This window comes from Pseudomonas sp. No.21, assembly GCF_054558415.1.
In genome coordinates, this window is sequence record NZ_BAAJNO010000013.1 from 102,574 (window position 1) to 127,122 (window position 24,549).

General features: G+C 69.2%; 23 protein-coding genes. 6 read left to right on the forward strand and 17 right to left on the reverse strand.

Annotated elements, in window-relative coordinates:
- Positions 1-37: 37 nt before the first annotated feature.
- Complete coding sequence (dapA, locus tag ACYJSS_RS25000) at positions 38-892, reverse strand: 4-hydroxy-tetrahydrodipicolinate synthase (RefSeq protein ID WP_236205714.1); 855 nt, start codon at positions 890-892, stop codon at positions 38-40.
- A gap of 417 nt (positions 893-1,309) precedes the next feature.
- Here dapA and ACYJSS_RS25005 point away from each other — a divergent pair, with 417 nt between their 5' ends.
- On the forward strand, positions 1,310-2,371 hold the full coding sequence (locus tag ACYJSS_RS25005) for an SMP-30/gluconolactonase/LRE family protein (RefSeq protein ID WP_236205713.1): 1,062 nt from the start codon (positions 1,310-1,312) through the stop codon (positions 2,369-2,371).
- A 75-nt stretch (positions 2,372-2,446) separates the two neighbouring features.
- Here the strand turns inward: ACYJSS_RS25005 and ACYJSS_RS25010 are convergent, their stop codons facing one another.
- Positions 2,447-3,238 (reverse strand): lysophospholipid acyltransferase family protein, encoded by a 792-nt coding sequence (locus ACYJSS_RS25010; RefSeq protein ID WP_236205712.1) that lies wholly within the window; start codon positions 3,236-3,238, stop codon positions 2,447-2,449.
- Positions 3,239-3,331: 93 nt separating this feature from the next.
- Here ACYJSS_RS25010 and ACYJSS_RS25015 point away from each other — a divergent pair, with 93 nt between their 5' ends.
- The 3 genes from ACYJSS_RS25015 to ACYJSS_RS25025 all read left to right on the forward strand — a co-directional run bounded on the left by ACYJSS_RS25015 (position 3,332) and on the right by ACYJSS_RS25025 (position 6,382).
- Positions 3,332-4,186 (forward strand): sulfurtransferase, encoded by an 855-nt coding sequence (locus ACYJSS_RS25015; protein WP_236205711.1) that lies wholly within the window; start codon positions 3,332-3,334, stop codon positions 4,184-4,186.
- Between the two features lie 249 nt (positions 4,187-4,435).
- Positions 4,436-4,915 carry a hypothetical protein gene (locus ACYJSS_RS25020; RefSeq protein WP_236205710.1) on the forward strand — a complete coding sequence of 160 codons (480 nt, stop codon included), beginning with the start codon at positions 4,436-4,438 and terminating at the stop codon, positions 4,913-4,915.
- A 192-nt stretch (positions 4,916-5,107) separates the two neighbouring features.
- Complete coding sequence (locus tag ACYJSS_RS25025) at positions 5,108-6,382, forward strand: OmpP1/FadL family transporter (RefSeq protein ID WP_236205709.1); 1,275 nt, start codon at positions 5,108-5,110, stop codon at positions 6,380-6,382.
- A gap of 180 nt (positions 6,383-6,562) precedes the next feature.
- On the opposite strand, the gene ACYJSS_RS25030 is transcribed toward ACYJSS_RS25025, so the two are convergent.
- From ACYJSS_RS25030 to ACYJSS_RS25045, 4 genes are all read right to left on the reverse strand, one after another.
- Positions 6,563-7,621: a DUF2167 domain-containing protein gene (locus ACYJSS_RS25030; protein WP_236205708.1), complete on the reverse strand. Its 1,059-nt coding sequence runs from the start codon at positions 7,619-7,621 to the stop codon at positions 6,563-6,565.
- A 161-nt stretch (positions 7,622-7,782) separates the two neighbouring features.
- Positions 7,783-8,334 carry a glutathione peroxidase gene (locus tag ACYJSS_RS25035; RefSeq protein WP_236205707.1) on the reverse strand — a complete coding sequence of 184 codons (552 nt, stop codon included), beginning with the start codon at positions 8,332-8,334 and terminating at the stop codon, positions 7,783-7,785.
- A gap of 177 nt (positions 8,335-8,511) precedes the next feature.
- Positions 8,512-9,711, reverse strand: a complete 1,200-nt coding sequence (locus ACYJSS_RS25040; RefSeq protein WP_236205706.1) for an MFS transporter — start codon at positions 9,709-9,711, stop codon at positions 8,512-8,514.
- Positions 9,712-9,754: 43 nt separating this feature from the next.
- The gene (locus ACYJSS_RS25045) at positions 9,755-10,168 is read right to left on the reverse strand and encodes a MarR family winged helix-turn-helix transcriptional regulator (RefSeq protein WP_111262067.1); all 414 of its coding nucleotides are present in this window, start codon (positions 10,166-10,168) and stop codon (positions 9,755-9,757) included.
- A 162-nt stretch (positions 10,169-10,330) separates the two neighbouring features.
- Here ACYJSS_RS25045 and ACYJSS_RS25050 point away from each other — a divergent pair, with 162 nt between their 5' ends.
- Positions 10,331-12,151, forward strand: coding sequence for an acyl-CoA dehydrogenase C-terminal domain-containing protein (locus ACYJSS_RS25050; RefSeq protein ID WP_236205705.1), 1,821 nt, complete (start codon positions 10,331-10,333; stop codon positions 12,149-12,151).
- A 167-nt stretch (positions 12,152-12,318) separates the two neighbouring features.
- The gene (gene sph, locus ACYJSS_RS25055) at positions 12,319-13,872 is read left to right on the forward strand and encodes a sphingomyelin phosphodiesterase (RefSeq protein WP_236205704.1); all 1,554 of its coding nucleotides are present in this window, start codon (positions 12,319-12,321) and stop codon (positions 13,870-13,872) included.
- A 34-nt stretch (positions 13,873-13,906) separates the two neighbouring features.
- On the opposite strand, the gene ACYJSS_RS25060 is transcribed toward sph, so the two are convergent.
- Genes ACYJSS_RS25060 through btuB form a run of 11 tightly spaced genes read right to left on the reverse strand, consistent with a single transcriptional unit; the run spans position 13,907 to position 24,535 of the window.
- A complete protein-coding gene (locus ACYJSS_RS25060) occupies positions 13,907-14,638 on the reverse strand; it encodes an adenosylcobinamide-GDP ribazoletransferase (RefSeq protein ID WP_111262064.1) in 732 nt (243 codons plus the stop codon).
- The gene (cobC, locus tag ACYJSS_RS25065; protein ID WP_236205703.1) at positions 14,635-15,183 is read right to left on the reverse strand and encodes an alpha-ribazole phosphatase family protein; all 549 of its coding nucleotides are present in this window, start codon (positions 15,181-15,183) and stop codon (positions 14,635-14,637) included. Before cobC ends, ACYJSS_RS25060 begins: the two co-directional genes overlap by 4 nt.
- Positions 15,180-16,238 carry a nicotinate-nucleotide--dimethylbenzimidazole phosphoribosyltransferase gene (cobT, locus tag ACYJSS_RS25070; protein ID WP_236205702.1) on the reverse strand — a complete coding sequence of 353 codons (1,059 nt, stop codon included), beginning with the start codon at positions 16,236-16,238 and terminating at the stop codon, positions 15,180-15,182. The genes cobC and cobT overlap by 4 nt, the downstream gene beginning before the upstream one ends.
- A complete protein-coding gene (cobU, locus tag ACYJSS_RS25075; RefSeq protein ID WP_111262062.1) occupies positions 16,235-16,756 on the reverse strand; it encodes a bifunctional adenosylcobinamide kinase/adenosylcobinamide-phosphate guanylyltransferase in 522 nt (173 codons plus the stop codon). Before cobU ends, cobT begins: the two co-directional genes overlap by 4 nt.
- Entirely contained in the window at positions 16,749-18,215 is a 1,467-nt protein-coding gene (locus tag ACYJSS_RS25080; RefSeq protein ID WP_236205701.1) for a cobyric acid synthase, read from the reverse strand. The genes cobU and ACYJSS_RS25080 overlap by 8 nt, the downstream gene beginning before the upstream one ends.
- Positions 18,212-19,204: a threonine-phosphate decarboxylase CobD gene (gene cobD / locus ACYJSS_RS25085; protein ID WP_236205700.1), complete on the reverse strand. Its 993-nt coding sequence runs from the start codon at positions 19,202-19,204 to the stop codon at positions 18,212-18,214. The genes ACYJSS_RS25080 and cobD overlap by 4 nt, the downstream gene beginning before the upstream one ends.
- Positions 19,197-20,105, reverse strand: a complete 909-nt coding sequence (gene cbiB / locus ACYJSS_RS25090; protein ID WP_236205699.1) for an adenosylcobinamide-phosphate synthase CbiB — start codon at positions 20,103-20,105, stop codon at positions 19,197-19,199. Before cbiB ends, cobD begins: the two co-directional genes overlap by 8 nt.
- On the reverse strand, positions 20,102-20,752 hold the full coding sequence (bluB, locus tag ACYJSS_RS25095) for a 5,6-dimethylbenzimidazole synthase (protein WP_236205698.1): 651 nt from the start codon (positions 20,750-20,752) through the stop codon (positions 20,102-20,104). The genes cbiB and bluB overlap by 4 nt, the downstream gene beginning before the upstream one ends.
- Positions 20,749-22,047 carry a cobyrinate a,c-diamide synthase gene (locus tag ACYJSS_RS25100; RefSeq protein WP_236205728.1) on the reverse strand — a complete coding sequence of 433 codons (1,299 nt, stop codon included), beginning with the start codon at positions 22,045-22,047 and terminating at the stop codon, positions 20,749-20,751. The genes bluB and ACYJSS_RS25100 overlap by 4 nt, the downstream gene beginning before the upstream one ends.
- On the reverse strand, positions 22,044-22,655 hold the full coding sequence (gene cobO / locus ACYJSS_RS25105; RefSeq protein WP_236205697.1) for a cob(I)yrinic acid a,c-diamide adenosyltransferase: 612 nt from the start codon (positions 22,653-22,655) through the stop codon (positions 22,044-22,046). The genes ACYJSS_RS25100 and cobO overlap by 4 nt, the downstream gene beginning before the upstream one ends.
- Before the next feature lie 11 nt (positions 22,656-22,666).
- Positions 22,667-24,535: a TonB-dependent vitamin B12 receptor gene (gene btuB, locus ACYJSS_RS25110; RefSeq protein WP_373875127.1), complete on the reverse strand. Its 1,869-nt coding sequence runs from the start codon at positions 24,533-24,535 to the stop codon at positions 22,667-22,669.
- Positions 24,536-24,549: the final 14 nt, after the last annotated feature.

Below are 24,549 nucleotides of genomic sequence, written 5' to 3' on the forward strand. Positions count from 1 at the left end.
CGCCCCACCCGGTCGTGCCGTGCGGGGCGGCTGCGGCTCAGGCCAGCTCGCTGCGCAGGCGCTGCAGCAAGGCCGGCGAGCTGGGTTGCATGGGGGCGCGCAGTTCGTCGCGGATCAGCCCGCGCAGGGCCAGCAGGCTCTTCACCGGCGCCGGGTTGGGCTCGGCGAAGGCCAGGCGGATCAGCGGCTGCAGCTCGCCGAAGATCGCCCGGGCGCCCTCCAGGTCAGCCGCCGCGACCCGCTCTGCCATGGCCACGAAGCGCTCGGGATGGATGTGCGCGGAAGCCGCGATGGCACCGCTGCCGCCGTGGCAGAGGGTGGCGAAGATCTGCGCGTCCTCCCCCGCCAGCACGTCGAGCTGGCCGTCGGCGATCAGCGCCTGGGTCTTGTCGATCTCGCCGCCGCAATCCTTGATCGCCACGATGCGCGGGTGCCGGGCCAGCTCGCGCAGGGTCTCCAGCTCCAGGCGCACGCCGGTGCGGTAGGGGATGTCGTAGAGGATCACCGGCACCTCGGCACCGTCGGCGATGGCACCGAACCAGGCCAGCAGCCCGGGCTGCGAAGGCCGTATGTAATAGGGCGCGGGCACCAGCAGACCGGCCACCGGGCGCCTTTGCACCTCGCGCTGCAGGGCCAGGACGTCCGCCAGGTTGTTGCCGGCCAGGCCCATCACCAGGCGTTCGCCGGGGACGGTTTCGAGCAGGGCATCGAGCACCGCGAGTTGCTCCGCCTTGCTCAGCGCCGCGGCTTCACCGGTGGTGCCGCACACCACCAGGCCGGCGACGCCCGCCTCCAGCAGGTGCGCGGAGAGCCGGCGCAGGGCGGGGAAATCGATGGCGCCATCGGCGAAGGGGGTTACCAGGGCGACCCAGATTCCAGAAAACACAGGCATTGCAAAGCTCCTTCAGGCTGACCGTCAGAGTCACCGTCGGAGGGGATGCGGGGAGTGTTCGTGCGGATGAGGTTTCGACCTTCGCGCCCACTGTCCTGTCAGCCCATCTGACGGGACAGCGCGCCCCGGTCAAATGAGCGACTGTTTCTTCGATTTACCCGCGACAACGCCAAACGCCAGCGCCGGCAGGGCCGGAACGGAAGCGAGGGAGGCGAAGGTGGCGGGCATGCTGTAGCTCGGTGCGGGAATGCGAGAACGGGATACTGCGAAAATCCCTACAAGGCTGTCAACTGCGACAAGGCCGCATGCCCACCATTCAGCCGGAGGGGGTTTCTGGCATTGCCGGGCCATGGCTGCTAAAAAGCCCTTCCAACAATAACCAGGCCCATGACGGGCCCTCCTCCAGGGAAATCGGACATGAAGAAACTCCTGGGCCTGCTGGTCCTGCTCATCGCCGCTGCGGGCCTCTACCTCGGCATCACCAAGAGCCCCATCGACCCCGTCGCCTGGGACGCCCCCAAGGCGCCGCCCATGACCGGCGTGATGGAGCCCAACGACACCCTGATGAAGGCCGAGCTGCTGGCCAAGGGGCAGATCCACGGCCCCGAGGACACCGCCGTGGACGCCCAGGGCCGCGTCTACGCCGGCCTGCATGACGGCCGCGTCGTGCGCATCGACGCCGACGGCAAGGTCGAGACCTTCGCCACCACCGGCGGTCGCCCGCTGGGCATGGACTTCGACGCCCAGGGCAACCTGATCGTCGGCGACGCCTACAAGGGCCTGCTGAGCATCGACCCCAAGGGCCAGATCAAGGTGCTCGCCACCGAGGCCGAAGGCGGCCCCTTCCGCTTCACCGACGACCTGGACATCGCCAGCGACGGGCGCATCTACTTCACCGACGCCTCCGCCAGGTTCGAGCAGCCCGACTACCTGCTGGACCTGCTCGAAGCGCGCCCCCACGGCCGGCTGATGCGCTACGACCCGGCCACCGGCAAGGTCGAGGTGCTGCTCAAGGACCTGTACTTCGGCAACGGCGTGGCGCTCTCGGCCAAGGAAGACTTCGTGCTGGTCAACGAGACCTACCGCTACCGCATCACCCGCTACTGGCTGAGCGGCGACAAGGCCGGCACCCATGATGTGTTCATCGACAACCTGCCGGGCCTGCCGGACAACCTCCAGGGCGACCGCAAGGGCACCTTCTGGGTCGCCCTGCCCTCCCCGCGCAAGGCCGACGCCGACTTCCTCCACACCCAGCCCTGGCTCAAGGCGCAGATCGCCAAGCTGCCCCGCGCCCTGTGGCCCAAGGCGCAGAAGTACGGCCTGGTGATCGCCCTCGACGAGACCGGCCAGATCATCCGCAGCCTGCACGACACCAGCGGCACCCACCTGCGCATGATCACCTCGGTGAAACCGGTGGGCGACTACCTCTACTTCGGCAGCCTGGACAACGACCGCATCGGCAAGCTGAAGATCCACTGAGACCGAACCCCGCTGCCAGCGAAAAGCCCGCCAAACGGCGGGCTTCTTCATTTCAGGGAGGGGTAACGTCGGCACTCAGGCCGGCACCGTCTCGCGCACGCCCTGAACCACAGGTGCCGGCTGCGGGTGCAGCAGCGCCTGCATCTGCCCGTGGGTCCGTGCCATCAGCTCGTCCAGGCGCTCGACGTCGAACTGTGCGGCTTCGATAGGTTCGCCCACGTGCAGCGACACCGGCAGGCCGAGGTTGAAGCGCCAGGTGCGCGCCGGCAGCACCTGGTGGATACCGCGGATGGCCACCGGGACGATGACCGCGTCGGTGTCCAGCGCCAGGTGGAAGCAGCCCTTCTTGAAGCGCTGCAACTGGCCATCCTTAGAGCGCGTGCCTTCCGGCGCCGCCCACAGCACGATGCCGCTCTCCATCATCTGCCGCGCCCGCTGCAGGTCGGCCAGGGCACGGTCGCGGTGGTGCCGGTCGATGAAGGGGAACTCGGCCGCCTTCATCGCCGCACCGAGAAACGGCAGGCGCGACAGTTCCTGCTTCGCCAGCATGCGGATCGAGCCCGGCAGGGCCACGAAGCTGGCGGGGATGTCGTAATGGCTGGAATGGTTGCAGAGGATCAGGTAGCGACGGCCGTCGTTGAAGTCAGGCAGTTGCCCATGCACCGACAGGCGCACCCGCACCAGGCGCAGCAGGCCGCGGGACCAGGCGCGGGTGTAGGCGTCCACGCGCGCGCGGTCGAGACGCCCGCAGGCGGCACGCCCCAGTACCAGCAGGCAATAGAACAGTGTCAGCAGCAACGACCCGAGCACCACGCCGATGCGGCGGGCGAGGTTGGCGCTCTCGGCGAAGGATTGCAGGCTTGGCATGGACGGCTCTCCCATCACTCATCGATCCGCGCGACGTGACGCGCGGCTGTCCCTATGATGCCCACTGTCATCGATTGGACACAGGAGACCGCCATGCCCCTCGCGCAACTGATCAGCCCCCGGCAACTGGAAGCCCGCCTGGGAGAACCGGGCCTGATCGTGCTGGATTGCCGCTTCGCCCTCGACGATCCCGCCTACGGGCAGCGCAGCTATGCCGAAGGGCATATACCCGGCGCGCGCTTCGCCGACCTAGAGCACGACCTCTCCGGCGTGGTGCAAAAGGGCGTCACCGGACGCCACCCGCTGCCTGCCCCGGAACGCCTGGTGGAGCGCCTGCGCGGCTGGGGCGTCGACAATGACAGCACCCTGGTGCTCCATGACGACGGCCCCGGTGCCTTCGCCGCGCGCGCCTGGTGGCTGCTGGCCTGGCTGGGCAAGCGCGAGGGCGTGTACCTGCTGGACGGCGGGCTCAAGGCCTGGCGCGACGAAGGCCTGCCGCTGGAGGTCGCCGTGCCCCAGGTGCCCCGTGGCCGCTTCAGCGGCGCAGCCGACCCCAGCCTGCTGCGCAGCGCCGACGAACTGCAGGGCCGCCTGGGCGCCGACGACCTGACACTGCTCGATGCCCGCGCCCTGCCCCGCTTCAAGGGCGAGGTGGAGCCCATCGACCCGGTGGCCGGCCATATCCCCGGCGCCCAGTGCGCGGTGTTCACCGACAACCTCGGCGCCGACGGCCGCTTCCTCCCCGCCGAGATCCTGCGCCAGCGCTTCGCCGCCTTCCTCGGCCAGCGGCCGGTGGAGGGCCTGGTCGCCTACTGCGGCTCCGGCGTCACCGCCTGCCACAACCTGTTCGCCCTGAGCCTGGCCGGCTACCCGCTGGCGCCGCTCTACGCCGGTTCCTGGAGCGAATGGATCACCGACCCGGCACGCCCGCTGGCCACGGGAGACTGAGCCCACAAGGCCACGCCGGCCCGTCATCCGCGATGCCGGGCCGGTTGCGAGCGATCATTTTTTAATCACCCTGGGATATATGCGCCAGCCAACGTCGGCTCAAACAGTTTAAAAACAGGCCTTTACAACGATTTCATCGCACTACACTTCAAAACGAGCGGCTAACCCCGCTTCCGGCGGGGCCCTTTCCGAGAACGAGAAGCTGCCAGACGCCCCCGGTCCCGCCGGCACCTTTCTCGCGAGGGCACCATGGGAATAGCCGCCAGCGACCTCTGTGAACACGTCATCCGCCCTACCCTGCTCTACCTGCAGCGCCCCTCGCCCATGGCCGAGTCCCTGCTGCTGGGTGCCGCGGCCTGCCAGTCGGCCCTCGGCAGCGCCCTGGGCGACCAGGCGGGCTACGGCCTCTATCACATCAGCGAGGAACACCACCGCTGCCTCTGGGACCAGCACCTGGCGCGCGACCCGGAACTCGCCAGCCTGGTGCGCGGCCTGGCCAGCCAGCACGCCTTCCTCGCCGCGCCGCACCTGGAACTGACGGTGAACCTGCGCTACGCCACCGCCATCGCCTGGCTGCTGATCGAAACCGAAGTGCTGGTGATGCCCGCCGCCGACGACTGGATCGGCATGGCCGCCATCTGGCGCCAGGTGTTCAATCCGCAGGGCACGCCTCACCAGTACCTGGATGCCTGGCAACGCTGGGTGGGCCCTGCGGCAAACGTGGCGTAGGCGCGATCCGCTCACTGACCGACCAGTCAGGAACGAACGTCCAAGGCAATATGCACGATCAACGAAGTTGCAGGCATTTTGATGCCATAAAGCCCGATAAAGCGCTCTATTACGGGAACTCCCCGAAGCTGGCAGGGGTCTGGAAATCCTGATAGTTTCCGCCACCTGTCTGAAAGTCCCCAGGAGTCACCCGTGATCAAAAGAGTCTTCAAGACCAGCCTCGCAATCGCCATCAGCGCTGCATCCAGCTACAGCCTCGCCGGCGGCTTCGCCATCAACGAACAGAGCGTCAGCGGCATGGGCACCGCCTTTGCAGGTCGTTCCTCGTCCGCCGACGACGCCACCACCGTCTTCGGCAACCCGGCCGGCATGTCGCGCCTCAAGCGCGAGCAGGTCAGCGGCGGCCTCGCCCTGCTGGACGCCAAGACCGATATCGACGACCACAGTGGCACCTTCGGCGGCAGCAACGACGGCGACATGGTCCCCTTCATGGGCGTACCCATGGGCTACTACGTCAAGCCGATCGATGACAAATGGACCTTCGGCCTCGGCATGTACGTGCCCTTCGGCCTGATCACCGACTACGAGTCCGGCTTCCAGGGCCGCTACTACGGCGATCGCAGCGAAGTCCGCGTGATCACCCTGCAACCGACCATCAGCTACAAGATCACCGACCAGCTCTCCGTCGGCTTCGGCCCGACCATCAACCGCATCGACGGCGAGCTGACCTCCGCCACCCTCAACGCCGGCACCCCCGGCCGCAACGACGGCAAGGTCAAGGTCAAGGGCGACGACACCGCACTGGGCTACAACGTCGGCGTGCTGTTCGAAGCCACCCCCAGCACCCGCTTCGGCCTGACCTACCACTCGATGGTCGACTACAAGCTCAAAGGCGATACCCAGATTTCCGGCACCGGCTTCGGCCCCTTCTCCGGCAACGAGTACGACGCCTCCCTGAAGCTGAAGACCCCCGAATCCGTCGACTTCTCGGTCACCCATGACCTGAACGCCGACTGGACCCTCTATGCCGGCAGCACCTGGACCCGCTGGAGCCGCCTGAAGGACATCACCGTCAACAACAAGGGGGTTCCGGCGCTCCTCGGGGGCTCGGCAGGCCCCATCGGCACCATCACCGAGGAACAGGACTGGCGTGACGTGTGGTCCTACGCCGTGGGCGCCTCCTACAAGCTGAACCCGCAGTGGACCCTGCGCGCCGGCCTGGCCTACGACCAGACCCCGACCCGCAACGAGCACCGCTCGCCGCGCATCCCCACCGACGACCGCAAGATCCTCAGCCTGGGCGCCGCCTGGAGCCCGAGCGACGACTGGACCGTCGACGTCGCCTACTCCTACCTGAAGGAAGACGATGCCGAAGTGAACCAGACCAGCGCCACCAAGGGCCGCTACACCTCCACCTACAAGAACAGTGCCCATGGCCTGGGCGCGCAGGTGACCTACCGCTTCTGATCCCGGGTCGCGGCAAGTGAAAAGCCCGGACCTGGTCCGGGCTTTTTCGTATCCGCCATCCGTACCCCGCAGTTGTAGCCCGGGCTCCAGCCCGGGAAAGCCGCCAGGCACGCGCCCCCTGAAAGCCACCCAATAAAAAGCCCGGACAGGTCCGGGCTTCTTTCATTCACTGGACGTCATTCACTCGACGATCTTGGGCTTGTCGTCCTTGTTCATGTCCATCACCGTCGCCGCCGGCTCGCTCACCACCACGGGCTGCGGCTCCGGGGTCGGCTGGGGCTGGGCCTCGGTGGGTGCTTCCTTCTTCTTGCCGCGGATGCGGTTGATGATCCAGGCACCGATGGCCAGGGGCACGAAGAAGAACTTCTTCAGCAGCACCAGGAGCATGGCGAACAGGCCGGCCTTGGCGGCGACCTTGCCGGCGATCAGAGCGCCCAGGCCATAGGCCGCGACCTTGTCCAGCTCGGGGTCGAAGTCGGCGTAGCGGTTGCCCGGGTTGAACTCGGTCATGGCCAGCACCGCCGGCAGGTTCTGCTCGATGGTCGGCAGCTGGTCCATGTTGGCGATGAAGTTCAGCACCAGCACGCCCTTGCGGCCCAGCACGCGGATGTTGTAGTTCAGGGTGTGGGTCTCGGCGTCGCCGAACTTCAGCTCCTTGGCCCAGTGCAGCTTGCGGCCGTCGGCGTCATAGCGCGGCTGGGCGGCCCAGCCGATCAGCTCGACGGCCTCGTAGCCGTTCTCGGCGCGCCACTTGTTATCGGCCTTCGCCTCTTCCTTCATGTCGTCGAGCATTTCGGCGTAGTCGATATCGGCGGCGTCTTCGTCGGAGACATAGCCGTTCTCCTCGTACTCCACCGTCACCGCCCAGGACTCATCGGCCAGCGGCGAGATGCCCTTGGGCAGGATCATGCCCAGCGGCAGGACCTCGTCCGGCGGGTTGCCCCAGGCGTCGGTCAGCACGCGCTCGGCGTCCTCGCCGGCGAGGAAGACGAACTGCTCGGGAATATCGAGGGTGGCGAGGTTGTCGCCGATCACCACCTTGCCCTGCTGGAAGTTCAGGCTGGCGAGGAACTCCTCCTCGGACATCGACTCGCCGTTTTCCTCGATGGTGGCCTCGCCGTCCTCTTCCACCTGGGTGGCGGCGGCGGTGTCTTCGACGGGGGCTTCGGGTTTCGCGGCGAATGCGCAAGGAATGGCAGCGGCGATGAGGCCGGCCAGGATCAGTTCCTTGATCGACATGGGTAACTCCATGGTTGGGCAAAAAGTAAGGCGCGGGAAGGTATCACGAGCCAGGCCGGGAAACCGGAACCAGCCGAAATATTCAGAAATATTTATCCGGCACCACGGAACTTTCGCGTGCCCCGGGTGCCGCGAACAGCCTCACCGGAGCAGGCAGTCCCTCACAGCGGCTTGCTGGCCAGGGCCTGCTCCACCGCTTTCACCAGGTCCTCGTCGTCCGGCTTGGTGAGGCTGGAGAAATGCGCGATCACCTTGCCCTGGCGATCCACCACGTACTTGTAGAAGTTCCAGCGCGGGCTCTGCCCGGATTGCGCGATCAGGTCGCGGTACAGCGGCGTCGCCTCGTCCCCGGTGACGTGTTGTGGCTGGGTCATGGCGAAGGTCACGCCGTAGTTCACGTAGCAGACCTTGGCCGTCTCGGCGTTGTCGTCGGCCTCCTGCTTGAAGTCGTCGGAAGGCACGCCGAGCACTTCCAGGCCGTCGTCCTTGTAGCGCTGGTAGAGCGCCTCCAGGCCCTTGAACTGCGGGGTGAAACCGCAGTGGCTGGCGGTATTGACCACCACCAGCGGCTTGCCGGCGAAACGCTGGCAGAGGTCGATGGTTTCCTTCGAGCGCAGCTGCTGCATCGAGTGCTGGAGCAACGGCGGGCACTCGGCGGCCAGCACGGGGGCGGCGACCAGCGCCAGGAACGGCAATAGATAGAAGGATTTCATCGAACGCTCCGCGAGGCAGGGGCAATGACGAAAGGCTACGCCCACCGCTCCCCTGCGGCAATCAGCAGAGGCTCATGTTCAGCTGCAGCAGCGCCAGGCCACCGCGCTGCCAGCCCCACCAGGCGAGCGCCAGCAACAGCGCCGCCCCGGCACCGAAGGCCAACCCCAGGCGCAGGCTCATGCCAGCGCCTGCAGCCGCGCCACAGGCCGCTCGCGCACCGGCCAGTTCAGCGCCGCCGCCACCAGGCTGAGGAGGATGGAAATCTGCCAGACCATGTCGTAGCTGCCCGTGTGGTCATAGAGGTAGCCGCCCAGCCAGCCGCCGAGGAAGGCGCCGAGCTGGTGGAAGAGGAAGACGATACCACCGAGCATCGACAGGTTGCGCACGCCGAACAGGGTGGCCACGGTGCCGTTGGTCAGCGGCACCGTGGAGAGCCACAGCAGCCCCATGGCGATGCCGAAGGCGTAGGCGCTCCAGATGCTCAACGGCGAGTAGACGAAGGCGACGATCACCACCGCCCGCAACAGGTAGAGCGCGGTGAGCAGGCGCGGCTTGGACAGGCGCCCGCCGAGCCAGCCGGCGATGTAGGTGCCGAACACGTTGAACAGCCCCACCAGCGCCAGCACCGTGGTGCCCACCTGGGCCGGCAGGTGCTGGTCCACCAGGTAGGCCGGCAGGTGCACGCCGATGAACACCACCTGGAAGCCGCAGACGAAGAAACCCAGCGCCAGCAGCCAGAAGCCGGAGTGGCCGGACGCCTCGCGCAGCGCCTCGCCCAGGGTCTGCTCATGGGCGGCCACCGGCAGCGGATTGTCCTTGAGCATTCCCGCCAGCGGCACGATCAGCGCCACCAGCAACCCCAGCGCCAGCAGCGCCGAGGACCAGCCCAGCCAGCCGATCAGCCCGAGGGTGCCCGGCAGCATGGCGAACTGACCGAAGGAGCCGGCAGCCGCGGCGATGCCCATGGCCATGCTGCGCTTCTCCGCCGGCACCGCGCGGCCGACCACACCGAGGATCACCGAGAACGAGGTGCCCGACAGGCCGATGCCGATCAGCAGGCCCGCGCTCAGCGACAGCCCCAGCGGCGAGTGGGAGTAGCCCATCAGCACCAGCCCGACGGCGTAGAGCACACCGCCGATGATCACCGTCTTCATCGCCCCGAAGCGGTCGGCGATGGCACCGGTCACCGGTTGGGCCAGGCCCCAGATCAGGTTCTGCAGGGCGATGGCGAAGGCGAACACCTCGCGCCCCCAGCCGAACTCGGCACTCATCGGGGCCAGGAACAGGCCGAAGCCGTGGCGGATGCCCAGGGACAGGGCGAGGATCAGTGACGCCCCCTGGAGAATCCAGCCACTCGTGCGCCATACGGAAGTCATAGAAGGTCCTCTGCGGGTATATACCCGCGTTATCGCGAAAAAATCAGTCCAGGGTTTCCAGTTCGCCCAGGAGCGCCATCAGCGCGTCGCGTCGCTCATCGCCCAGGCGCTCGGTCATCCGCGCCTGCACCCCCTCCCAGGCCTGCAACGCCGCCGCGACGCAGCCCTGGCCTTCGGCAGTCAGGGCCACCAGCCGGTTGCGCTGGTCCTCGCCCTCGCCCATGCGCACCAGGCCCCTGCCCTCCAGCACCCGCAGGTTGCGCCCGAGGGTGCTGCGATCCAGCCCCAGCGCCTCGGCCAGCTCGGTGATGCTCGGCTGGTCGAGGCGCTGCAGGTTGTTCAGCAGCGAATACTGGGCGACGTTGATCCCGACGCTCTCCAGGGCGTCGTCGTAGATGCGGGTCAGGTTGCGGCTGGCGCGACGCAGTCGCGTGCACAGGCATCGGGTCGTGATCATGGATGCGTGTATATACCCGCATCAATCCGGCGTCAATGGCAATCGGGGATCGGCGCGGCATTGTCCGAACTGCCAGAGGCCTCCGTTATCGCTGCCAAGGCCGCGCCGGCAAGGGCGCCGTATAAATCGGCGGGTCTGCCACCTGCGTTCCGAGGTTCACCGATGCCCAGCTACAAGGCGCCCCTGCGCGACACCCGCTTCCTGCTCAACGAGGTCTTCGACTTCCCCGCCCACTACCAGGCTTTGGCCAATGGCGGCGAGGCCACGCCGGACATGGTCGAGGCCATCCTCGGCGAGTGCGCGAAGCTCTGCGAGGAAGTCATCGCCCCGCTCTACCACTCAGGCGACGAGGAAGGCTGCCACCTGGAGAACGGCGAGGTACGCACGCCCAAGGGCTACAAGGATGCCTACGACGCCTACGTCGCCGGCGGCTGGCAGGGCCTCTCGCACCCGGTGGAATACGGCGGCCAGGGCCTGCCCATGAGCCTTGGCGCCCTCAAGCAGGAAATGCTCGGCACCGCCAACTGGCCCTTCTCCATGTACCCGGGCCTGTCCCTCGGCGCCATGAACACCCTCATGCAGCACGGCACCGAGGAGCAGAAACGCACCTACCTGACACCCCTCACCGAAGGCCGCTGGGCCGGCACCATGTGCCTCACCGAGCCCCAGTGCGGCACCGACCTGGGCCAGGTGAAGACCCGCGCCGAAGCCAACGCCGACGGCAGCTACGCCCTCACCGGCACCAAGATCTTCATCTCCTCGGGCGAGCACGACCTCACCGAGAACATCATCCACATCGTCCTCGCCCGCCTGCCCGACGCCCCCAAGGGCACCCGCGGCATCTCCCTGTTCATCGTGCCCAAGTTCCTTCCCGGCGCCGACGGCGGCCTCGGCCCGCGCAACGGCGTCAGCTGCGGCGCACTGGAGAAGAAGATGGGCATCAAGGCCTCGGCCACCTGCGTGATGAACTTCGACGGCGCCACCGGCTACCTCATCGGCCCGCCGAACAAGGGCCTGGAATGCATGTTCACCTTCATGAACAGCGCCCGCATCGGCACCGCCATCCAGGGCGTCGCCACCGCCGAACTGGCCTACCAGGGCGCCCTGGCCTATGCCCGCGAGCGCCGCTCCATGCGCGCCCTCTCCGGCACCAAGGAGCCGGGCGAGGTGGCCGACGTGCTGATGCACCACGGCGACGTGCGCCGCATGCTGCTGACCCAGAAGGCCGTGGCCGAGGGCGGCCGCGCCCTGGTCTACCTGGCCACCCAGTACGCCGACCGCATGATCGAAGGCATCCTGCAGAACGACACCGCCAAGTACGAGCACTGGGACGACAAGCTCGGCTTCCTCACCCCCATCCTCAAGGGGTGCCTCACCGAACTGGGCCTGGAGAGCGCCAACCTCGGCATGCAAGTGTTCGGCGGCCATGGCTACATCCGCGAGCACGGCATGGAGCAGATCGTCCGCGACGCGCGCATCGCCACCCTCTACGAAGGCACCACCGGCATCCAGGCCCTCGACCTGCTCGGCCGCAAGGTGCTGCTGATGACCCAGGGCAAGGCCGTGCGCGACTTCAGCGGCCAGGTGGCGCGCCTGGCCCTCGACCTGCTGAAGACCGAGCCGGCCATGCGCGGCCGCGCACTGACCCTGCTCAAGCTCGCCGGCCAGTGGAACGTCCTGACCCTGCGCATCGCCCTGCGCGCCCGCAAGGACCGCGACCTGGTGGGCACCGCGAGCCACGACTTCCTCATGTACTCCGGCTACGCCGCCCTCGCCTACGCCTGGGCCCTGCAGGAAGCCGCCGCCCGGCGTCGCCTGCGCGAAGGCGGCGCCGAGTCCGAGGACTTCTACCGCGCCAAGCTGGCCACCAGCGCCTTCTACTTCGACCGCCTGCTGCCCCGCGCCAAGGGCCACGCCAGCGCGATGCTCAAGCCGACGAAGTCGGTGATGGGCCTGCAGAGCGAGCACTTCCTCTTCGAGTGATTCACCCCTGGAACGGGCCTCCCGCACGGGAGGCCCGCCGTGACACATCGCTGTAAAACAGCTGAGGTTTTCTACAAGGAAATCAAGGACAGCAGTAACTGGTCCGCCATCGGGTGGTGGCCTCTCACCACCCTCAGCATCCACTCATCTCGGACATGCAGATGACAATGACCACTCGCATCACCTGGACGATGCTCACCCTCTTCGCCCTCCTCACCCCCACCCAAACCCCGGCCGCTCCTGACCCCCGGCCCGATGCCTACAACCTGCTGACCCACAACGCCTTCTTCCTCACGCCGCTGCCATTCACGTTCAGCTGGAACAACCCGGAGCGCGCGCGCCTGATGACCCGGGCCGGCTATATGGAAGGCCGCGACCTGGTGATCTTCAACGAACTGTTCGACAACGCCGCCTCCGACATCCTGCTGAGCGGCCTGAAGGACCGCTACCCGCACCAGACCCCGGTATTGGGCCGCGCCACCAGCGGCTGGGACGAGAGCACCGGCAACCCCGCCGCCAAGCCCGAGGACGGCGGCGTGGCCATCGTCAGCCGCTGGCCCATCGTGCGCCGGGTGCAATACCTCTACCGCGACGCCTGTGGCGCCGACGCCCTGGCCAACAAGGGCTTCGTCTACGTCAAGGTGCTGCGCGGCGAGCGCCCCTTCCACGTCATCGCCACCCACACCCAGGCCGCCGACGCCGCCTGCCCCGATGGTGGGCAAGCGGTACGGGAAAGCCAGTTCCGGGAAATGCGCGCCTTCATCGACCGGCAGAACATCCCCGCGAACGAAGTGCTGTTCGTCGGCGGCGACCTCAACGTCGTGCGCGGCAGCGCCGAGTACCCGCGCGTGCTGGCCCAGCTGGAGCTGCGCGAACCGGACAGCTACGCCGGCGCCCCCGCCACCTGGGACACCCGGCGCAACGGCGTGACCGGCTACCAGTACCCCTACAAGGACAACGGCCCCGGCAAGGCGCCGACCAACCCGCCGGAGTACCTCGACTACATCCTGGTCTCCAGCCGCCATGGCCAGGTGTCCTACTGGCACAACCAGGCGCTGGACATCCCCTCTCCGCGCTGGAGCGCCAGCGACGGGGTCAACACCTGGCACTACCAGGACTACTCCGACCACTACCCGGTGGCCGCCTTCACCTACGCCGACCCGCAGCGCACGCCGCAGCAGGCCTACAAGCCCACAGACAACCGCTACGCCCGCGTGGTGCTGCGCAGCCTGGACAACGGCAACGCCCTGCGCACCGGTGCCAAGGCCACCCACTGGGTCACCGTCACCGGCAATGGCCGCGACGACGCCAGCACCTTCAGCCTCAATGCCTGGGACCACTTCGCCAGCTTCTGCGTGCGCAACGGCGACTACGTGACCCTGGAATCCCGCGCCTACCCGGGCCACTTCCTCACCTGGTACGAACACGGCGCCGGCAAGTACGGCTACTACCCGGCAGCCGGGAAGCCCTCGCGGCACCTGCGCGTGCAGATCGACAACGACCAGGGGCAATGCCTGAAGGATGGCGACCAGGTGGCGTTCATCGACTACAGCGGGCAACGCCCGCTGCCCGGGCGCGACTACTACCTGAAGATCTGGCCCGACGGCGCCTGGAAGGACCACCTGTTCCTCTGGGGCGAGGCCCAGGACGCCAGCCGCTTCCGCGTGGAAGTGGCACCGACCGCGGTCTACGAGAACTGGTACGACAGGCTGCGTTTCTGAGCCCTGACAGCGCCGGGGCCCTGCACCCCGGCGTTCACCCCAGCAGCGCCAGCGCCACCAGCACGGCCACCTCGGCCAGCTCCACCAGCGCCCCGGCCGTGTCGCCGGTGGTGCCGCCGAGTCGCCGCAGCAGGCCGCGTCGCCACCAGGCGAACAGCGACAGCGCCGCCACCAGCGCGACCAGCGCCACAAAGCCGAACACCAGCCCCAGCAGCGCATGGGCGCCCAGCACCCAGGGCAGCTCCCGGCGTGGCAGGTGCTCCGCCAGGGCCTGCCCCAGCCCACCTGCACGAACGTAAGGCGTGGTCATGAACAGCAGCGGCAGCAGCCCCCGCGCCAGCCAGGGCGCCAGCAGCAGCGCGGCGATGGGGCCCTGCTCCAGCAGGGCGACCAGGGCAGAAAACTTCAGCAGCAGGACCAGCACCAATACGACCACCGCAATGGGGCCGCTGCGCGGGTCCTTCATGATGGTCAGGGTGCGCTCGCGGTCGCCGTAGCCGCCCACCCAGGCGTCCGCCGTATCGGCCAGCCCGTCCAGGTGCAGGCCACCGCTCAGCGCCACCCAGGCGGCGAGCAGCAGCACAGCCTTGAGCAGCACCGAGGTATCGCCCAGCAGCCACTCCAGCGCCAGCAGCGCCAGGCCCAGCAGCAACCCCACCAGCGGGTAGAACAGCAGCGAGCGACCGATCTGCTGCGGCTCGGGCATGCCCGGCAGGCGCACCGGCAGGCGGGTGAGGAACTGCAGGGCGATCAGCAGCGGGATCACGGCAAAACGATCCGGTGCAGCGTGGCATGGGGCACCTCCACCTGCATCAACTGGGCACGGGGCAGGCCCCGCGCACGGGCCAGCAGCAGGCGGATCACCCCGCCGTGGCTGACCACCAGCAGGCGCTGGCCGGCGAAGCCTGCCTGCAATCGCGCCGCCGCCGCATGCACACGGGCCTCGAAGTCGAGCAGCGTCTCGCCGTCGGGCGGGGTGAAGCTGTAGGGGTCGTTCCAGAACAGGCCCAGACCGGCTTCATCGGTGGCCATCAGTTGGGCGGCGGTGCGGCCTTCCCAGGCGCCGAAATGCAATTCGCGCAGGTCGGCGTCGAACCCCAGCGGCAGGTCCAGGCGCCCGGCCAGCTCCTCGGCGAAGCGCGCGCAACGCTGCAGCGGCGAGCTGACGATGGCATCCCAGGGGCCGGCCCCCTCCACTGCGCTGCGCATCTGCGCCCAGCCGGTTTCGGTCAGGGCGTCGTCCAGGCTGCCACGGAAGCCGGCGCCCAGTTCGGTTTCGCCGTGGCGCAGCAGGTCGATGACCAGGCTCATGCCGGGCGATCCGAAACGGCGGCTTCGGCGAAGGTGGCCATGCCGTTGTGCAGGTCACAGGCCAGGCGCAGCAGCGGCAAGGCGATGGCGGCGCCGCTGCCCTCGCCCAGGCGCAGGCCGAGGTCGAGCAGGGTTTGCGCCTGCAGCTCCGCCAGCACGGCCTGGTGGCCCGGCTCGGCGGAGCGGTGGGAGAACAGCAGCCAGTCGCGGCAGGCAGGGTTCATGCGCACGGCGCACAAGGCAGCCACGCTGCAGATGAAGCCATCCACCAGCACCGGGATGCCGCGCTGGGCGCAGCCGAGGTAGGCACCGGCCAGGGCCGCGACCTCGAAGCCGCCGAGGCGGCGTAGGCTTTCCAGCGGGCCATGGCAATGGGGGCTGTGCAGGGCCAGGGCGCGCTCGATCACCTCGGCCTTGTGCTGCACGCCCTTGTCGTCCAGCCCGGTGCCGGGGCCGACCAGTTGCGCCGCCGGGGTGCCCAGCAGCGCGCAGGCCAGGGCGCTGGCGGCGGTGGTGTTGCCGATGCCCATCTCGCCGCCGAGGTAGATGTCCGCGCCCGACTCCACCGCGCGCACGGCGCTGGCGCGGCCGGCCTCCAGGGCCGCCAGGCACTGGGCATCGCTCATCGCCGGCTCGCGGGTGAAGTTGGCGGTGCCGGCGCCCAGGCCCAGGTGCAGCACGCCGGGCAGCGTTTCCAGTGGCACGGCGGTGCCCAGGTCGACCAGCTCCAGGGTGGCGCCGAGGCTGTGGGCGAGCACGCTGATCGCCGCGCCGCCCCGCACGAAGTTGCGCAGCATCTCGCCGGTCACCGCCTGCGGGTAGGCGGAAACACCCTCCGCCACCACGCCGTGGTCGCCGGCGAACACGGCGAACCAGGGCCGCGCCACCTCGGGGCGATCACTGCCCTGCATCGAAGCGAGGGTGATGGCCAGGCCTTCCAGCTGGCCCAGGGCGCCTCGCGGCTTGGTCAACTGGTCCTGGCGGGCCTGGGCCTTGGTGCGGGCGACATGGTCCTGGGGCTGGCACTCGGCCAACCACCACGCGAGGGTGTTCATAGGGGCTCTCCCTTCAACAGCATGGGCAGGCCGGCGACGGTGAAGGTCACGCGGGTGCAGCGTTCGGCCAGGGCCTGGTGCAGCCAACCGGCTTCATCGACGTAGCGGCGGGTCAGTTCGCCCAGGGGCACGACCCCGAGGCCGGTTTCATTGCTCACCAGCAGCACCCGCCCCGGCAGCTCGCCGATGCAGGCCAGCAGGGCGTCACGCTCGGCGACCAGGCGTGCCTCGTCCTCCAGCATCAGCAGGTTGGTCAGCCACAGGGTCAGGCAGTCCACCAGCAGGCAGGTGCCGGGAGCCGCGTGCTCACGCAGCACCCGGGCCAGTTCCACGGGCTCTTCCACCAGGCCCCAGTGGTCGGGGCGGCGGGCGCGGTGGCTGGCCACGCGGGCGCTCATCTCGCCGTCCAGCGGCTGGCTGGTGGCGATATAGGTGACGGCCAGGCCCGACTCGCCGGCGAGGCGTTCGGCCAGGCGGCTCTTGCCCGAACGGGCGCCGCCGAGGATCAGTTCAGCCATGGGTGGGCTCCAGGCCGCAGAGGCGGCGCAGCAGGTCGGTGTCCAGGTGGCGCTCGACCTGATCGGCCAGGCGCTCGATGTCGCGCTCGCGCAGCGCCGGGTAGTCCACGGCCTGCACCTCGGCGAGGCCGGCCCAGCGCAGCAGCGCGTCACGGGCCTCGGCCCCCTCGAACAGGCCGTGCAGGTAGGTGCCGAGCACCTGGCCGTCTTCGCTCATGGCGCCGTCGCAGCGGCCGTCGTCCAGTTGCACGGCGGGCCGCTCCAGGGCGGCGCCACGGCTGACCCCGGCGTGGATTTCATAGCCGGCCACCGCAGCGCCTTCCAGGCCCAGGCGGCCACGCACGTTGCGCAGCTGCTTCTCCGGCTCCAGCACCGTGTCGAAGGTCAGCAGGCCGAGCCCCGCGCTGCTGCCGGCGGGCCCTTCCAGGCCATGGGGGTCGTCGATGCGCTCGCCGAGCATCTGCAGGCCGCCGCAGATCCCCAGCAGCTTGCCGCCGTAGCGCAGGTGGCGGGCGATGGCCGCGTCCCAGCCCTGGGTGCGGAGGAAGGCCAGGTCGGCGCGCACGCTCTTGGAGCCGGGCAGGATGACCAGGTCCGCCGGCGGCAACGCCTGCCCCGGGCCGACCAGGGTCAGCTGCACCTGGGGGTGCAGGCGCAGCGGGTCGAAATCGGTGTGGTTGCTGATGCGCGGCAGCACCGGCACCGCCACCTTCAGCGCCTCGCGGGGCTTGGCGTCCTGGCGGCGGTCGATGGCGTCCTCGGCCTCCAGGTGGAAGTCGGTGAGGTAGGGCAGCACGCCGAGCACCGGCTTGCCGGTGCGTTGTTCCAGCCAGTCGAGGCCCGGCTGCAACAGGGCGATGTCGCCGCGGAAGCGGTTGATCACGAAGCCCTTCACCCGCGCCTGCTCGCTCTCCGAGAGCAACGCCAGGGTGCCCACCAGATGGGCGAACACGCCGCCCCGGTCGATGTCGGCGATGAGGATCACCGGGCAGTCCACCGCCTCGGCGAAGCCCATGTTGGCGATGTCGTTGGCGCGCAGGTTGATCTCCGCCGGGGAACCGGCGCCCTCCACCATCACCACCTGGTAGCCGGCCTCCAGGCGCTGGTGGGAGGCCAGCACCGCCTGCATGGCGACCTTCTTGTAGTCGTGGTAAGCGACCGCGTTCATCGAGGTGACGGCGCGGCCGTGGATGATCACCTGGGCGCCGATGTCGGTATTGGGCTTGAGCAGCACCGGGTTCATGTCGGTGTGCGGCGCCAGCCCGCAGGCCTGGGCCTGCACCGCCTGGGCGCGGCCGATCTCGCCGCCGTCGGCGGTCACCGCGCTGTTGAGCGCCATGTTCTGCGGCTTGAACGGCACCACCGCCACGCCCTGGCGCTTGAGCCAGCGGCACAGCGCGGTCACCAGGGTGCTCTTGCCCGCATCGGAGGTGGTGCCCTGCACCATCAGCGTGGTCATGCGAGCTCCCGGGCGAAGCCGCTCAGCACGGTGTCCAGGCGCTGCCAGCCGGCCTCGTCGGGCGGCAGGCCGAAACGCAGGCTCGACGGGGTGAGGAACAGGCGGGTGAGGATGCCGTGGGCGGCGAGGTAGTCGTGCACCACCCCGGCATGGGGCATGGCCACCCACTGGAACAGCGCGCAGCCGCCGGTGGGTTGCAGGCCATGGCTGCCGAGCAGGCGGGCCAGGCGCTGGCCGTCCAGCAGCAGGCGCTCGCGCTGCCGGGCCTGGCCGTCGATGTCCTGCAGCAGGCCCTTGGCGATGGCCCGCGCGGGGCCGCTGACCGCCCAGGGGCCAAGCAGCTCTTCCATCTCATCGAGCAGCTCGGGGGCCGCGCAGGCAAAGCCCAGGCGCAACCCGGCGAGGCCGAAGAACTTGCCGAAGGACCGCAGCACGATGAGCCCGGGCAGGTGGCTGACCCGCGCCAGGCTCTGGTCGCCGGTGCAGTCCATGAAGGCTTCGTCCACCACCAGCCAGCCGCCCCGCTCGGCCAGGCGCGCATGCCAGTCCAGCAGCAGCTCCGGGGAGTAACGCTGGCCGGTGGGGTTGTTGGGGTTGACCACCACCAGCACATCGAGGCGGTCGATGGCCCGGCGCGCACCGGCCTCGCTGATCTCTTCCAGGCGATGGCCGACCCGGCGCCAGGCGGCGGCATGCTCGGCATAGCAAGGCGAGAGGATGCCCACCTGGGAAGTGCGACGCAGGCGTGGCAACGCCTGGATGGCGGCCTGGGAGCCGGCCACCGGCAGCAATGACGGGGCGCGGTAGTACTGGCACGCGGCCTCTTCCAGGCCGTCGTCGCGCTCGGGCAGGCGCGCCCAGGCCGCAGCGGGCACATCAGGCAGGGCCCAGCCATAGGGGGCGATACCGGTGGACAGGTCGAGCCAGTCCGCCTCGGGAATGCGATAACGCTGCGCGGCGGCGCGCAGCCTGCCTCCATGCTCAAGCAAAGAGCCATCCTCCGATGATCAGAACGCCCACCCAGAGCATCACGCCCTGGCGCACCAGGTCCATGCCGCGGCCGATGTCCCCGGCGCGCGCGGGCTCGCCCTGCCCCAGGTGCGGGCGTTCGTGCAGCTCGCCGTGGTAAACGGCCGGCCCGCCCAGCTGCACGCCCAGCGCACCGGCGCCGGCGGCCATCACCGGGCCGGCGTTGGGGCTGTCCCAGAGCGGCGCCTGCGTGCGCCAGCAGTGCAACGCCAGCGCCGTCTTGCCGAGCAGCGCGTAGGTCAGCGCGACCAGGCGCGCGGGAATGAAATTGAGGACATCGTCGATGCGTGCGGCAGCCCAGCCGAAGCGCTCGAAGCGCGCGTTGCGGTAGCCCCACATGGCGTCGAGGGTGTTGCTCAGGCGGTACAGCACCACGCCCGGCGCGCCGGCCACGGCGAACCAGAACAGCGCAGCGAACACCGCGTCGCTGCCGTTCTCCAGTACCGATTCGGTGGCGGCGCGGGCCACGGCGCTCTCGTCCAGCTCACGGGTCTCGCGGCTGACCATGTAGCCGACGCGGCGGCGCGCCTCGTCCAGATCGCCGCCCTGCAACGCCACGGCCACGGGCTCGGCGTGTTCGTTGAGGCTGCGCAGGCCGATGGCGGCATAGAGCGCGACCACGCCCACCAGGGTGCCGACCCAGGGCAGCTCGGACAGCCACCAGGCGGCCAGGGTCGGCGGCAGCACGGCGATCACCCAGGCGCTGACGCCATGGCTGCGCCAGCCACGGCCGCCGGGGTTGAAGCGCTGCTCCAGGCGCTTGGCCCAGTCACCGAAGGCCACCAGCGGGTGCCAGCGGCGCGGCTCGCCGAAGACGGCGTCCAGCACCACGGCGGCCAATGTCAGCATCCCCAGGCTCATTCCTTGTTTCCCCACTGGTTCTCGAACAGCAGTTCGGACAACGGACGCGGTTGCGCCCAGCCCTCCAGCGCCAGCATCGGCGCCGGGTAGAAGGCCTCGACCGGGCCCAGGCAAAGCACCGCCAGGGGCTTGCTGCCAGGCGGCATGCCGAGCAGGTCGGCCAGGGCCTGTGGGTCGAACAGCGAGACCCAGCCCAGGCCCAGGCCTTCGGCACGGGCGGCGAGCCAGAGATTCTGAATCGCGCAGGCCAGGGACGCCATATCCATTTCCGGCAGCGTGCGTCGGCCGAAGACATGCGCCTCGCGCCCGTCCATCAGCGCGGCGACCAGCAACTCGGCGCAGTCGCGGATGCCCTCGACCTTCAGCCGCATGAATTCGTCGGAGCGCTCGCCCAGGGCCTCGGCGGTGCGCACCCGCTCGGCCTCCACCAGGCCGTGGATGTCCTCGCGCAGCGCCGGCTGGGTGATGCGGATGAAGCGCCAGGGCTGCATCAGGCCGACGCTGGGCGCCTGGTGCGCCGCCTCCAGCAAGCGCGCGAGCAGCGCGGGGGCCACCTCGCCGCCGCTGAAGTGGCGCATGTCGCGACGCTCGGCGATGGCGCGGTAGACGGCGGCGCGTTCCTCGGGGCTGAAGGCGTTGTCGGTCATGGGCGCAGGAGCTCCGCCGCCGCAGCGGGATTGGACGGCAGGTAGAAGTGGATATAGGACGCGGTGAGGCGGCCGACGCGGAACACCGCCTCGGCCACCGGCTTGTCGTTCGGGCAGGTGCCGCGCGCCAGGGGCTGCAGTGGCGAGTCGAGGCGCGAATGGTGGTAGGTGTGGCCGCGCAACGCACCGTCGGGCAGCTCGACCTCCTGCAGGGCCAGGGCCACCAGGCGCTTCTGCATCACCGCACTGCCGGGCAGCAGGCCGACCAGTTCGGCGTGCGCGCCCTCGGCGTCGGTCAACGCATCGAGCAGGTAGAGCATGCCGCCGCACTCGGCGAGCGTCGGCTTGCCGGCCTCATGGTGGGCACGGATCGCATCGGCCATGGCACGGTTTTCCGCCAGCGGCGCCAGGTGCAGCTCGGGGTAGCCGCCGGGCAGGTAGAGGCTGTCCACCTCGGGCAGGGCGGTGTCGGTCAGTGGCGAGAAGAAGCGCAGTTCGGCACCGAGGGCACGCAGCAGGTCGAGGTTGGCCTGGTAGATGAAGGCGAATGAGGTGTCGCGGGCCACCCCGATGCGCACGCCTTCGAGCAGCGGTTGCAGCGCTTGGGCATGCGGCGCCTCGAAGGCCACGGCCGGCGGCAGCTCCACCGAGGCGCTGGCGGCCAGGGCATCGGCGGCGGCGTCCAGGCGCGCGTCCAGGTCGGCCAGCTCCTCGGCCTGCACCAGCCCCAGGTGGCGGCTGGGCAGCTCCACCTCGGCGCTGCGCGGCAGGGAGCCGTACCAGCGGAGCCACGCCGGCAGGCTGTCGCGGATCAGATCGCTGTGACGCTGGCTGCCGACGCGGTTGCCGAGCACGCCGGAGAACGGCAGGCCCGGCTGGTAGGTGGCCAGGCCCACGGCCAGGGCACCGAAGGTCTGGGCCATGGCGGCGCCGTTGATCACCGCCATCACCGGCACGCCGAAGCAGCGGGCGAGGTCGGCGGCCGAGGGCGAGCCGTCGAACAGGCCCATCACCCCTTCGATGAGGATCAGGTCGGCCTCGGCGGCGGCCTCCCAGAGCAGGCGGCGGCTTTCCGCCTCGCCGATCATCCACAGGTCCAGCTGGTAGACCGGCGCGCCGGAGGCACGGGCGAGGATCATCGGGTCGAGGAAGTCCGGCCCGCACTTGAACACCCGCACGCGCTTGCCCTGGCGGGTGTGCAGGCGCGCCAGGGCGGCGGTGACGGTGGTCTTGCCCTGGCCGGACGCCGGGGCGGCGATCAGCAGGGCCGGGCAATGGCGCGTGGAGGTGCTCAGAATTCCACCCCTTTCTGCGCCTTCACCCCGGACTTGAAGGCGTGCTTGACCAGGCTCATCTCGGTGACGGTGTCGGCGGCGTCGATCAGGCCCTGGGGCGCGCCACGGCCGGTGGCGACCACGTGCTGCAGCTCGGGGCGCGATTCGATGTCGCGAAGCACGGTCTCCAGGTCCAGGTAGCCGTGCTTGAGGGCGATGTTCAGCTCGTCCAGCACCACCAGGCCGACCTGCGGGTCGTTGAGCAGCTGCGCCGCGACGGCCCAGGCCTGCTGCGCCTTCTCGATGTCGCGCTGGCGGTCCTGGGTGTCCCAGGTGTAGCCCTCGCCCATCACGTGGTAGGCGACCTCGTCCGGGAAGCGGCGGAAGAAGGCTTCCTCGCCGGTGGACATGCCGCCCTTGATGAACTGCACCACGCCCACCTTCACACCGTGCCCGAGGGCGCGGGCGACCATGCCGAAGGCCGAGCTGCTCTTGCCCTTGCCATTGCCGGTGTGCACCAGCAGCAGGCCGTACTCGTCCTGGGCCTGGGCGATCTTCTCGTCGATCAGGGCTTTCTTGCGCTGCATGCGCGCCTTGTGGCGGGCATCGCGTTCGAGGGATTCGCTCATGGGGGCTCCTGTCAGAGGGCTTGGTAGCGGACGCTGAAGAACACTGCCTGCCCGGGCTGGTTGTAGTCCAGCGCGGTTTCGTAGTCGGCATCCAGCAGGTTGGTGACCTTGGCCTGCAGGCGCCACTCCTCGTTCAGCCAGTACTCGCCGCGCAGGTCGAGGGTGGCGTAGCCGGCCACCTTGTTGCGGTTGGCCAGGTCGTCGTAGCTGCGGCCTTCGGCGTGCAGCGTGGCGCCCAGGCCGAAGCGGCCGATGCGCCGGTCGAGGTCGAGGTTGAAGCTTTGCTGCGGGCGACGCGGCAGTTCGTTGCCGGCATTGCTGCCGTGGTCGCGGTTCTCGGCGTCGAGGAAGGTGGCGTTGGCGCTCCAGTCCCAGCCCAGCCACTGGCTGCCGAGCACCAGTTCGAGGCCGTCGATGCGGGCCTTGCCGATGTTGTTGGGGCCGCCGTACGGGCCGAGGGTGGAGTCGTAGGCGATCAGGTCGTCGACATGGGTGCGGTAGGCGTTAACCGACCAGTGGCCCCAGTCGTGCTGCCCGGTGAGCGCGGCCTCGAAGCTCTCGGAGGTTTCCGCGTCCAGGCCCGGGTTGCCATAGCCGGGGTAGTACAACTCGTTGAAGCTGGGCGCCTTGAAGGCGGTGCCGTAGCTGAGGCTGAAACGCAATTCATCGGTGAACGCGTAGCCCCAGGCGGCGCTGCCGGTGTCGTGGGTGCCGAACTGCTCGTTGTCGTCACGGCGTAGCGACAGCTGCCAGTCCTGCTGGCCGGCTTGACCCAGGTACTGGGCGAACCAGCCCTGGTTGTGGCGCGAGTCCTGCTCGAAGGCCGTGGAGCTGCTGACCTGGTCACGCTGCCAGTCGTAGCCCAGGGTCAGCACGTGGCCTTCGGCGAGGGTCAGGTCGTTGAGCCAGGAGGCGCTGTCGCGCTTGGAGTCGAAGCGGGCATCGAACAGGCCATCGGTGTGGCTGGTGGACTTGTCCTCGCTGCGACCGGCCCGCAGGGTGATGTTCCAGATGTCCTGGGGGCTGAAGCGCGCGCGGCCGCCGATCACTTCCTGGCGGTTGTCGGCGTTGGCGCCATGGCCGCCGAGGGGATGCAGGTAGCCACTGCTGTCGATGTCGTCGTAGTCGTTATGGGCCTTGGCACGCATCAGCGAGCCATCCAGCGTCAGCCCACCGAGTTGCACACCGGCGTTGAGGGTGCCGGACAGGTTGCGGTAGCCGTCGGCGTCGGGCTCGTAGTAATTGCTGCCCTGGCGGCGGGAGTTGATGCCATCGCCGTCCTGGCTGCTGACGCCCAGGTTGTACCAGGCCTGCTCGTCGCCACCGGCCACCCCGGCGCTGCCTTGATAGGTGTCATGGGTGCCGTAGCCGGCGGAGAACCAGGGCTTGGCCGCGCCGTCGCCATGCCCCTTGCGGGTGAAGATCTGGATCACCCCGCCAATGGCTTCGGAGCCATAGAGGCTGGAGCGCGGGCCACGGACCACTTCGATGCGCTCGATCAGCTCCACCGGCAGGTCTTGGAAGGCCGTGAGCCCGGCGCTGACGGAGCCGACCTTGACACCGTCGATCAGCACCAGCACGTGGTCGGACTCGCTGCCGCGCATGAACAGCGTGGTGTTCTTGCCGGGGCCGCCGTTATTGCTGAGGGTCACGCCCGGCACCTTGCGCAGCAGCTCGGGCACGGAGCTCGCCTGGCTGCGCTCGATGGCCTCGCGGTCGAACACGGTGGTGGCGGCCAGGCTGGCGCGCACGGGCTGCTCGCTGCGGGTGGCGGTGACCACCTGCTCGCCAAGTTCGAGGGGGGCTGCGGCCAGCGGGGAAATGCACGAGATGCCGAGAACAGCCAGCAGCGCCGGCCTCGGGGAAGCGTTTCGGTTCAAGATCGGTCTCCGTC

Coding starts and splice junctions, on each gene's coding strand:
- sph (WP_236205704.1), top strand. CDS start 12,319: ATGACCACTCGCATCACCTGGACGATGCTCACCCTCTTCGCCCTCCTC.
- dapA (WP_236205714.1), bottom strand. CDS start 892: ATGCCTGTGTTTTCTGGAATCTGGGTCGCCCTGGTAACCCCCTTCGCC.
- ACYJSS_RS25020 (WP_236205710.1), top strand. CDS start 4,436: ATGGGAATAGCCGCCAGCGACCTCTGTGAACACGTCATCCGCCCTACC.
- ACYJSS_RS25015 (WP_236205711.1), top strand. CDS start 3,332: ATGCCCCTCGCGCAACTGATCAGCCCCCGGCAACTGGAAGCCCGCCTG.
- ACYJSS_RS25040 (WP_236205706.1), bottom strand. CDS start 9,711: ATGACTTCCGTATGGCGCACGAGTGGCTGGATTCTCCAGGGGGCGTCA.
- ACYJSS_RS25080 (WP_236205701.1), bottom strand. CDS start 18,215: ATGACCACGCTGATGGTGCAGGGCACCACCTCCGATGCGGGCAAGAGC.
- cbiB (WP_236205699.1), bottom strand. CDS start 20,105: ATGAGCCTGGGGATGCTGACATTGGCCGCCGTGGTGCTGGACGCCGTC.
- ACYJSS_RS25010 (WP_236205712.1), bottom strand. CDS start 3,238: ATGCCAAGCCTGCAATCCTTCGCCGAGAGCGCCAACCTCGCCCGCCGC.
- cobT (WP_236205702.1), bottom strand. CDS start 16,238: ATGAACACCCTCGCGTGGTGGTTGGCCGAGTGCCAGCCCCAGGACCAT.
- bluB (WP_236205698.1), bottom strand. CDS start 20,752: ATGACCGACAACGCCTTCAGCCCCGAGGAACGCGCCGCCGTCTACCGC.
- ACYJSS_RS25050 (WP_236205705.1), top strand. CDS start 10,331: ATGCCCAGCTACAAGGCGCCCCTGCGCGACACCCGCTTCCTGCTCAAC.
- ACYJSS_RS25045 (WP_111262067.1), bottom strand. CDS start 10,168: ATGATCACGACCCGATGCCTGTGCACGCGACTGCGTCGCGCCAGCCGC.
- ACYJSS_RS25035 (WP_236205707.1), bottom strand. CDS start 8,334: ATGAAATCCTTCTATCTATTGCCGTTCCTGGCGCTGGTCGCCGCCCCC.
- cobU (WP_111262062.1), bottom strand. CDS start 16,756: ATGGCTGAACTGATCCTCGGCGGCGCCCGTTCGGGCAAGAGCCGCCTG.
- cobC (WP_236205703.1), bottom strand. CDS start 15,183: ATGAGCCTGGTCATCGACCTGCTGCGCCACGGCGAAACCGAACTGGGC.
- cobO (WP_236205697.1), bottom strand. CDS start 22,655: ATGAGCGAATCCCTCGAACGCGATGCCCGCCACAAGGCGCGCATGCAG.
- ACYJSS_RS25030 (WP_236205708.1), bottom strand. CDS start 7,621: ATGTCGATCAAGGAACTGATCCTGGCCGGCCTCATCGCCGCTGCCATT.
- ACYJSS_RS25005 (WP_236205713.1), top strand. CDS start 1,310: ATGAAGAAACTCCTGGGCCTGCTGGTCCTGCTCATCGCCGCTGCGGGC.